This window comes from Streptomyces sp. SID1328 (assembly GCF_009865595.1).
Classification (GTDB): domain Bacteria; phylum Actinomycetota; class Actinomycetes; order Streptomycetales; family Streptomycetaceae; genus Streptomyces; species Streptomyces griseoluteus.
Genome location: NZ_WWKH01000483.1, coordinates 19,210 through 29,256 on the forward strand (window position 1 = coordinate 19,210; position 10,047 = coordinate 29,256).

Genomic DNA, 10,047 nt, shown 5'->3' on the forward strand with positions numbered 1-10,047 from the left:
TGCCTCATCTTCGAGGTGCCCTGACTGTCTCTACCATCCCCCATTTGGCTCAGGAGAGTGCACTCGGGGTCGCCACTTGGCCCACTGGCGGCACTCAGTGCCGTCAACCTGCTCATCCTGCCCCCTGGGCGGGGCATCAGGAAAGGCTCTGTGACCTTCCTGACTCATTTGATCGATCATTTTCGCCGACACGTCCGGAACCGGCGAGCCTGAAGCCGAGCGCCGTGCACCGCCGGCCTGCGGACACCGTGCGTACGGCCTGCCCGATCGCCTTGCGCGAACCCACCAGCACCACCAGTTTCTTGGCGCGGGTGACCGCCGTGTAGAGCAGGTTGCGCTGGAGCATCATCCAGGCGCCGGTGGTGACCGGGATCACCACGGCCGGGTATTCACTGCCCTGGGAGCGGTGAATGGTCACGGCGTAGGCATGGGACAGTTCGTCCAGTTCGTCGAATTCGTACCCCACCTCCTCGTCCTCGTCGGTCAGCACCGTCAGGCGCTGCTCGACCGGGTCGAGTGAGGTCACCACGCCCACGGTGCCGTTGAAGACGCCGTTCGCGCCCTTGTCGTAGTTGTTGCGGACCTGGGTGACCTTGTCGCCGACCCGGAAGACCCGGCCGCCGAACCGCTTCTCCGGCACATCGGGGCGGCCGGGGGTGACGGCCTGCTGGAGCAGGGCGTTGAGGGCGCCGGCGCCCGCCGGGCCCCGGTGCATCGGGGCGAGGACCTGCACGTCCCGGCGCGGGTCGAGGCCGAAGCGGGCCGGGATGCGGCGGGCGGCCACGTCCACGGTGAGCCGGCCGGCCTCCTCGGTGTCGTCCTCGACGAAGAGGAAGAAGTCGTCCAGCCCCTCGGTGAGCGGGTGGCGGCCCGCGTTGATCCGGTGCGCGTTGGTGACCACACCGGACCGCTGGGCCTGGCGGAAGACACGGGTGAGCCGGACGGCGGGCACCGGACTCCCCTCGGCCAGCAGGTCCCGCAGCACCTCCCCGGCGCCGACGCTGGGCAACTGGTCCACGTCACCCACGAACAGCAGGTGGGCGCCGGGCGGTACGGCCTTGACCAGCTTGTTGGCGAGCAGCAGGTCCAGCATGGACGCCTCGTCCACCACCACGAGGTCGGCGTCCAGCGGGCGGTCGCGGTCGTAGGCGGCGTCCCCACCGGGCTTCAGCTCCAGCAGCCGGTGCACGGTGGACGCCTCGGCGCCGGTCAGCTCGGCCAGCCGCTTGGCGGCGCGGCCGGTGGGCGCGGCGAGCACCACCCTGGCCCGCCGGGCGCGGGCGAGTTCGACGACCGAGCGGACGGTGAAGGACTTGCCGCAGCCGGGGCCGCCGGTGAGGACGGCGACCTTCTCGGTGAGCGCGAGCCGGACGGCCGCCTCCTGCTCCGGCGCGAGGTCGGTGCCGGTACGGCCCTTCAGCCAGCCGAGCGCCTTGTCCCAGTCGACGTCCCGGAAGGCCGGCATCCGGTCCTCGCCGGTGCGCAGCAGCCTCGACACCTGGGCGGCGAGGGAGAGTTCGGCCCGGTGGAAGGGGACGAGGTACACGGCGGTGACGGGCTCCCCGCCGTCCGGTCCGGGCACCCTCTCCCGTACGACACCGGGCTCCTCACCCTCCTCGCCGGGGGCGGCCAGCTCGGCCAGGCACTCGATGACCAGGCCGGTGTCGACCTGGAGGAGCTTGACCGCGTCCACGATGAGGCGTTCCTCGGGCAGATAGCAGTGGCCCTGGTCGGTGGACTGGGAAAGGGCGTACTGCAGGCCCGCCTTGACGCGTTCGGGGCTGTCGTGCGGGATGCCGACGGACTGGGCGATCCGGTCGGCGGTCAGGAAGCCGATGCCCCAGACGTCGGCGGCGAGCCGGTACGGCTGGTTCTTCACCACGGAGATGGAGGCGTCGCCGTACTTCTTGTAGATGCGCACGGCGATGGAGGTGGAGACCTCGACGGTCTGGAGGAAGAGCATCACCTCCTTGATCGCCTTCTGTTCCTCCCAGGCGTCGGCGATCCGCCTGGTGCGCTTGGGCCCGAGGCCGGGGACCTCGATCAGGCGCTTCGGCTCCTCCTCGATGATCCTCAGGGTGTCCAGGCCGAAGTGCCGGGTGATGCGGTCGGCGAAGACCGGGCCGATGCCCTTGACCAGGCCGGAGCCGAGGTAGCGGCGGATGCCCTGGACGGTGGCGGGGAGGACGGTCGTGTAGTTCTCGCAGGTGAACTGCCTGCCGTACTGCGGGTGCGAGCCCCAGCGCCCCCGCATCCGCAGCGACTCCCCCACCTGGGCGCCGAGCAGCGCGCCGACCACGGTGAGCAGGTCGCCGCCGCCCCGGCCGGTGTCGACGCGGGCGACGGTGTAGCCCGTCTCCTCGTCCGCGTAGGTGATGCGCTCCAGCACACCCTCCAGCTCGGCCAACTGCCGTTCGCCCGTCGTGTTTCCCGCCTGTCGAGCCGCCCCTTGAGCCATGGACCGACGGTACCGGCGGGGACGGACAGTGAACCCCGCGCCTGACGCGCTCATCTGAGCGGGGTTCATCACGATCTGATTTCAGCCACCGGGGAGGGGCTTGCCGGGAGCCCGTGTAATCGATTCCAATCCTCCGGAACACGTCGTTGTAAACGATTCCACAAGGAGGTGGAGCCGTCGATGGCGAGCATCAAGGACGTCGCTGCCGCGGCGGGTGTCTCCGTCGCCACGGTCTCGCGCGTGCTGAACGCTCATCGCTCGGTGAGCGCCGAGGCGCGCTCCCGTGTGCTGGCCGCCGTGGCCGCGCTGGGCTACCGGCCCAACGCCGTGGCCCGTTCCCTGCGCACCGACCAGACCCACGCCCTCGGCCTGGTGATCGGCGATGTGCTCAACCCGTACTTCACCGAGCTGGCCCGCTCGGTGGAGGAGGCGGCCCGCGCGCTCGGGTACAGCGTGATCATCGGCAACGCCGACGAGCGCCCCGACCTCCAGGACCACCACGTCCGCACCCTGCTGGACCGGCGGATCGACGGTCTGCTGGTCTCCCCGGCCCCCGGCGACTCCCCGCTGCTGCTGGACGCGGCCCGCGCGGGCACCCCGGTGGTCTTCGTGGACCGCTGGATCCCGGGCGCCGAGGTCCCGGTGGTCCGGGCCGACGGCCGGCGGGCGGTACGGGACCTGGTGGCGCATCTGCATCTGCTCGGGCACCGGCGGCTCGCCATCATCGCCGGCCCGGCCGGCACCACGACCGGCAGCGAGCGGGTGGCCGCCTTCCGGGACGCGCTGGCCGCGTACGGGCTGCCGCTCACCGACGAGCTGATCGGCCACGGCGACTTCCAGGCGGCCAGCGGACGGCGGGTCACCGAGGGCTTCCTCGATCTGCCCGAGCCTCCCGACGCGGTGTTCGCCGCCGACAACCTGATGGCGCTGGGCGCGCTGGACGCGATCCGGGCGCGCGGGCTGCGGGTGCCGGACGACATCGCGCTGGCGGTGTTCGACGACATCCCGTGGTTCGTGCACACCGACCCGCCGATCACCGCCATCGCCCAGCCCACCGGCGAACTGGGCCGGGCCGCCGTGCGCGCCCTGGTCGACCGGATCGAGGGGCGGACCGCCGAGTCCGTGACCCTCGACGCCCGGCTGGTGGTGCGCCGCTCGTGCGGTGCCCCGGCCCCCGTACTGATTCCTCCCACGTCCCCCATGCGAAGGAGCACCCCGGTGCAGAGGAGCACACCGTGAGCGATCCCGACGAACTGCTGCGCGTCGAGGGCATCCGCAAGGCATTCCCCGGTGTGGTCGCGCTGGACGGCGTCGACTTCGGCCTGCGCCGGGGCGAGGTCCATGTCCTGCTCGGCGAGAACGGCGCGGGCAAGTCCACGCTGATCAAGACCCTCTCCGGCGCCTGCCCGCCGGACTCCGGGCGCATCCTGGTCGACGGCACCGAGGTCCGGGTGCGCAGCGCGCGGGACGCGGAGGCGCTCGGGATCGCCACGATCTACCAGGAGTTCAACCTGGTCCCCGATCTGACGGTGGCCGAGAACATCTTCCTGGGCCGTCAGCCGCGCCGGTTCGGCATGGTGGACCGGGGCCGGATGGAGGCGGACGCCGAGGCCCTGCTGAAGCGGGTCGGGCTGGACGTCCACCCGCGCACACGGGTGCGTGAACTGGGTATCGCCCGGCTGCAGATGGTGGAGATCGCCAAGGCCCTCAGCCTGGACGCGCGTGTGCTGATCATGGACGAGCCGACCGCGGTGCTCACCTCCGAGGAGGTGGGCCGGCTGTTCGCGCTGGTGCGCTCGCTGCGCGCGGACGGCGTCGGCATCGTGTTCATCACCCACCACCTGGACGAGATCGCCGCGCTCGGCGACCGGGTCACCGTGATCCGGGACGGCCGCAGCGTCGGCCAGGTCCCGGCGTCCACCCCCGAGGACGAACTCGTCCGGCTGATGGTGGGCCGCTCGATCGAGCAGCAGTACCCGCGCGAACGCCCCGAGCGGGGCGAGCCGCTGCTCGCCGTGGAGGGGCTGACCCGTGACGGGGTCTTCCACGACGTGAGCTTCGAGGTGCACGCCGGCGAGGTCGTCGGCATCGCCGGGCTGGTCGGCGCGGGCCGAACCGAGGTGGCGCGGGCGGTGTTCGGCGCCGACCCGTACGACGCGGGCTCGGTGAAGGTGCGCGGCACCGCGCTGCGCCGGCACGACGTGGACGCGGCACTGACCGCCGGGATCGGGCTGGTGCCCGAGGACCGCAAGGGCCAGGGGCTGGTGCTGGACGCCTCCGTGGCGGAGAACCTGGGCCTGGTGACCCTGCGTTCGGCGAGCCGGGGCGGGCTGGTGGACCGCAAGGGCCAGTACGCGGCGGCCGGGCGGATCGCCGAGCGGCTGAACGTGCGGATGGCGGGCCTCGGTCAGCACGCGCGCACCCTGTCCGGCGGCAACCAGCAGAAGGTCGTCATCGGCAAGTGGCTGCTGGCCGACGCCGAGGTGCTGATCCTCGACGAGCCGACGCGCGGTATCGACGTCGGCGCCAAGGTCGAGATCTACCAGCTCGTCAACGAACTCACCGCGGCCGGTGCGGCCGTCCTGATGATCTCCAGCGACCTGCCCGAGGTGCTCGGCATGAGCGACCGGGTGCTGGTGATGGCCCAGGGCCGGATCGCGGGTGAACTCCAGGCCGCCGAGGCCACCCAGGACGCCGTCATGTCCCTCGCCGTGGGCACCCCCACGACCGACCCCAGTACCGAAACGGAGGCCCCCGGTGGCCACTGACACCCTCAAGAGCCGGGCCGGCTCCGGCAGTTCCGCGGCGGGCGGCTTCGGCCGGCTGCTGCTCGACAACGGCGCGCTGACCGCGCTGATCGTCCTCGTCATAGCCCTGTCGGTGCTGTCGGGCGACTTCCTGACCACCGACAACCTGCTCAACATCGGTGTGCAGGCGGCCGTGACGGCGATCCTCGCCTTCGGTGTGACCTTCGTGATCGTCTCGGCGGGCATCGACCTGTCGGTGGGCTCGGTGGCCGCGCTGTCGGCGACCGTGCTGGCCTGGAGCGCCACCTCGCACGGCGTACCGGTCGTCCTCGCGGTGGTCCTCGCGCTCGCCACGGGCGTCGCGGCGGGCCTGGTCAACGGCTTCCTGACGGCGTACGGGAAGCTGCCGCCGTTCATCGCCACGCTGGCCATGCTGTCGGTGGCGCGCGGACTGTCGCTGGTGATCTCCGGGGGCGTGCCGATCCCGTTCCCGGACTCCGTCTCCCATCTCGGGGACACCCTCGGCAACTGGCTGCCGGTGCCGGTGCTGGTCATGGTGGTGATGGGGCTGCTCGCGGCGTTCGTGCTGGGGCGGACCTACATCGGCCGGTCGATGTACGCGATCGGCGGCAACGAGGAGGCCGCGCGCCTCTCCGGCCTCCGGGTGAAGCGGCAGAAGCTCGCCGTGTACGCGCTGTCCGGGGTGTTCGCGGCCGTCGCCGGTGTGGTGCTCGCCTCCCGGCTCTCCTCGGCGCAGCCGCAGGCCGCCGACGGGTACGAGCTGGACGCCATCGCGGCCGTCGTCATCGGCGGTGCCTCGCTCGCGGGCGGCACCGGCAAGGCGTCGGGCACCCTGATCGGCGCGCTGATCCTGGCGGTGCTGCGCAACGGCCTCAACCTGCTCTCGGTCTCGGCGTTCTGGCAGCAGGTCGTCATCGGTGTCGTCATCGCGCTGGCCGTGCTGCTGGACACCGTGCGCCGCAAGGCGGGCGCGACCCCGGTGGCGGCCGGTACCGGCGGCGGGAACCGGGGCAGGCAGGCGGCGACGTACGGGCTCGCGGCCGTGGTGACCGTGGCGATCGTCGGCGCGACCTCCTTCCTGCACAACGGCTCGGCCCCGGCCGACCCGAAGCTGGGCCTGTCGCTGTCGACGCTGAACAACCCGTTCTTCGTGCAGATCCGGGAGGGTGCCCAGGCGGAGGCGAGGAAGCGGGGCGTGGACCTCACCGTCACCGACGCCCGTGACGACGCCTCCCAGCAGGCCGACCAGCTCCAGAACTTCACCAGCTCCGGCTACGGCGCGGTCATCGTCAACCCGGTGGACTCCGACGCGGCCGGCAACTCGGTGAAGGCGGCGGGCAAGGCCGATATCCCGGTGATCGCGGTGGACCGCGGGGTCAACAAGGCGAAGGTGGCCGCGCTGGTCGCCTCCGACAACGTGGCGGGCGGCGAGCTGGCCGCGAGGACGGTCGCGGAGAAGCTCGGCGGCAAGGGCCGGATCGTCGTCCTCCAGGGCCAGGCGGGCACCTCCGCGGCGCGTGAGCGGGCCGAGGGCTTCGCCAAGGGGCTGAAGCGGTTCCCCGGCATCAAGGTACTGGCGCAGCAGCCCGCCGACTTCGACCGGGCCAAGGGTCTGGACGTGATGTCCAACCTGCTCCAGGCCCACCCCGACGTGCAGGGCGTCATCGCGGCCAACGACGAGATGGCCCTCGGCGCGATCAAGGCACTCGGCGCGAAGGCGGGCAGGTCCGTGCAGGTCGTCGGCTTCGACGGCACCCCGGACGGACTCAAGGCCGTCAAGGACGGCAGTCTGTACGCCTCGGTGGCGCAGCAGCCGACCCAGCTCGGCCGGATCGCCGTCACCAACGCCCTCAAGGCGCTGGACGGCGGCAAGGTCGCGCCGATGGTGAAGGTGCCCGTGAAGGTGGTCACCCGCGAGAACGTGGCCGGCTTCACCGGCTGACCGCGCCCGATATCCGTAAGGGAGCCTTGATGTACGACTACGACCTGCTGGTCGTGGGGTCCGCCAACGCCGATCTGGTGGTCGGCGTGGAGCGGCGGCCGGGTGCCGGGGAGACGGTGCTCGGCGGTGACCTGGCCGTCCATCCGGGCGGCAAGGGCGCCAACCAGGCGGTCGCCGCCGCCCGCCTCGGCGCCCGTACGGCGCTGCTGGCGCGGGTCGGCGACGACGGCCACGGCCGGCTGCTGCGGGACTCGCTGCGCTCGGCCGGGGTGGACACGGCGGCCGTGCTGACCGGCGGGGCGCCGACCGGGGTCGCGCTGATCACCGTCGACCCCTCCGGGGACAACAGCATCGTGGTCTCCCCCGGCGCCAACGCCCGCCTCACCGAAGGTGATGTGAGGGCGGACGTGCTGGGCGCGGCGCGGGTGGTGTCGGCGCAGTTGGAGATCCCGCTGGAGACGGTGGCGGCCGTGGTGCGGGCGCTGCCGGAGGGCACCCGGTTCGTGCTGAACCCGTCCCCGCCGCGCCCGCTGCCCGACGACGTGCTCGCCGCCTGCGATCCGCTGGTGGTCAACGAGCACGAGGCGCGGGTGCTGCTCGGCGACGGGGAGACCGACGACGACCCGGCCGACCGGGCCCGGCGTCTGCTGGCCCTCGGCCCGCGCTCGGTGGTGGTGACGCTGGGCGCGAAGGGCGCGCTGGTGTGCGACGCCTCGGGCGTACGGGCGGTGCCGTCGGTGGCGGTCGCCGCCGTGGACACCACGGGTGCCGGGGACGCGTTCACGGCCGCGCTGGCCTCGCGGCTGGGCGCGGGCGAGGAGTTGTCGGTGGCGGCCGCTTACGCGGCCCGCGTCGGCGCGGCAGCCGTGACCCGGCGCGGGGCGCAGGAGTCGTACCCGACGGCGGCGGAGGTCGCGGCACTGGACGCCTGAGAAAGTTTCGAGGGGGCGTCCCCGGTCCTGTCGACCGGGGACGCCCCCTCGCTTTCCCCCTACGTGCCGGAGCTTCGCAATCCCCCCACGGAATCCCCCCCGAAGCCCTGACGCGTAGTACGACACCGGATGGCGGCGAAGGGTTGCACGCCCGTGGAAAGTTTTTTCGCGGGCTCCTAGTAGCTCAGTCCGTAGCCCAGCGGATACAGCTCCTTCGCCGGGTCGTCCGCCCGCGCGATCGGCACCGGGAGCTTGCCGCGCGGCTTCACCCGGCCCGCGATCACCCGTGCGGCGGCGCGGAGTTCGACGTCGGTCCAGCAGTAGGCGGCCAGGTGCGCCTTGACCTCGGTGAGCTGGGCGACGTCGTACGGGTTGCGGATCGCCAGCGCGATCACCGGGCGGCCGGTGGCCAGCAGCCGTCGGGCCAGGGTGCGCTGGGAGCTGGACGCGGTCACGTTGTACGTGGCCACGATCACCGCGTCGGCGCCCTGGGCGGCCTCGACCGCCTTGGTGATGCCGTCCGCCGTGGGTGCGGTGCCGGTGGACAACGCCGTCGCGGTGAAGCCGAGTTCCGTGAGCGCGGCGGCCAGTACGCCGGTGGGCGGGCCGGTGGTGCCGGACGGGGAGGCCGGGTCGGCACCGACGACCAGGACCTTCGGCTGCCTGCGCCGGTCCAGGGGGAGCAGCCGGCCCTCGTTGACCAGCAGGGTGGTGGTGCGATCGGCGATGCGGTCGGCGGCGGCCAGGTGCTGCTTGTTGCCGACGATCCGGTCGACACCGCCGTGGATGAGGCGGGCGGGCCGGAAGAGGCCGAGCTTCGCCTTCATCCGCAGGATGCGGAGAACCGATTCCTCCACGCGGGCCTCGGTCAGCTCGCCGCTGCGGACGGCGGCCAGCACCGCGTTCCAGGCCACCTCCATGGAGGGCGGGTTGAGGAGCTGGTCCACCCCGGCCTTGAGCGCGAGCACCGGCACCCGGTCGTCGCCGTACTTGGTGCGGACGCCCTCCATGCCGAGGGAGTCGGTGATGACCACGCCGTCGTAGCCGAGTTCGCCGCGCAGGATGCCGGTGACGATCGGGTGGGAGAGGGTGGCGGGGTCGCCGGAGGGGTCGAGTGCGGGGAACTGGATGTGCGCGGTCATCACGGAGTCGATGCCCGCGGCGACGGCGGCCCGGAACGGCACCGCGTCCAGCTTGTCCCACAGTTCCCGGCTGTGCGTGATGACGGGGAAGCCGGTGTGGCTGTCGACGGCCGTGTCGCCGTGGCCCGGGAAGTGCTTGGCGGTGGCCGCGACCCCGGCCGACTGGTACCCCTTCACCTCGGCCGCCACCAGGGCGCCGACGAGGGCGGGGTCGGCACCGAAGGACCGTACGCCGATGACGGGGTTGGCCGGGTTGACGTTGACGTCGGCGTCGGGCGCGTAGTCCTGGTTGACGCCCATCGCGCGCAGCTCGGTGCCGGAGATGCGGCCGGTGGTGCGGACGTCCGTGCGGGAGCGGCCGGCGGCCAGCGCCATCGCGCCGGGGAGCAGGGTGGCGGGCTTGCCGATCCGGCAGACGGCGCCGTGCTCCTGGTCGGTGGCGATGAGCATGGGCAGCCCGCGCGGCCGGGACAGCGACGAGCGCTGGATGCCGCCCGAGAGGTCGGCGATCTGGTGCGGGTCGCGGGTGTTGTGCGCCCAGGTGAAGTAGATGATGCCGCCGACCCGGTACCGCTCGATCAGCTCGTCGGCGGTGCGGACGCCGAGTTCCTTGAGGTTGGCGTCGATGTCCGCCTGGTCGGGTGCGGTGGCGGAGTGGCCGTAGATCCGGGAGACGAAGAGCTGGCCGACCTTCTCCTCCAGCGTCATCCGGGCGATGACCGCGCGCAGCGCCGCGTCGTCCGGGGCGGCGGCGTGGGCCCTGCCGGAGGCGGCGGGGACGGCGAGCGCGGCGCCGAGGCCGGCC

Annotated in this window: 6 protein-coding genes; 4 read left to right on the forward strand and 2 right to left on the reverse strand. The window is 72.6% G+C overall.

The genetic code is table 11. The annotated features are described in order from the left end of the window. Positions 1–136: 136 nt before the first annotated feature. Positions 137–2,458: an ATP-dependent RecD-like DNA helicase gene (locus GT030_RS14895; protein ID WP_161201520.1), complete on the reverse strand. Its 2,322-nt coding sequence runs from the start codon at positions 2,456–2,458 to the stop codon at positions 137–139. Positions 2,459–2,638: 180 nt separating this feature from the next. Here GT030_RS14895 and GT030_RS14900 point away from each other — a divergent pair, with 180 nt between their 5' ends. Genes GT030_RS14900 through GT030_RS14915 form a run of 4 tightly spaced genes read left to right on the forward strand, consistent with a single transcriptional unit; the run spans position 2,639 to position 8,100 of the window. Next, positions 2,639–3,697, forward strand: a complete 1,059-nt coding sequence (locus GT030_RS14900) for a LacI family DNA-binding transcriptional regulator (RefSeq protein WP_161201521.1) — start codon at positions 2,639–2,641, stop codon at positions 3,695–3,697. Further along, the gene (locus tag GT030_RS14905) at positions 3,694–5,226 is read left to right on the forward strand and encodes a sugar ABC transporter ATP-binding protein (RefSeq protein WP_161201522.1); all 1,533 of its coding nucleotides are present in this window, start codon (positions 3,694–3,696) and stop codon (positions 5,224–5,226) included. Before GT030_RS14900 ends, GT030_RS14905 begins: the two co-directional genes overlap by 4 nt. After that, complete coding sequence (locus tag GT030_RS14910; protein ID WP_161201523.1) at positions 5,216–7,168, forward strand: substrate-binding domain-containing protein; 1,953 nt, start codon at positions 5,216–5,218, stop codon at positions 7,166–7,168. Before GT030_RS14905 ends, GT030_RS14910 begins: the two co-directional genes overlap by 11 nt. Before the next feature lie 29 nt (positions 7,169–7,197). After that, on the forward strand, positions 7,198–8,100 hold the full coding sequence (locus tag GT030_RS14915) for a ribokinase (protein WP_161201524.1): 903 nt from the start codon (positions 7,198–7,200) through the stop codon (positions 8,098–8,100). Between the two features lie 176 nt (positions 8,101–8,276). On the opposite strand, the gene GT030_RS14920 is transcribed toward GT030_RS14915, so the two are convergent. Continuing rightward, positions 8,277–10,047: glycoside hydrolase family 3 protein (locus GT030_RS14920; RefSeq protein ID WP_161201525.1), on the reverse strand; the 1,771-nt coding region annotated here is incomplete at its 5' end.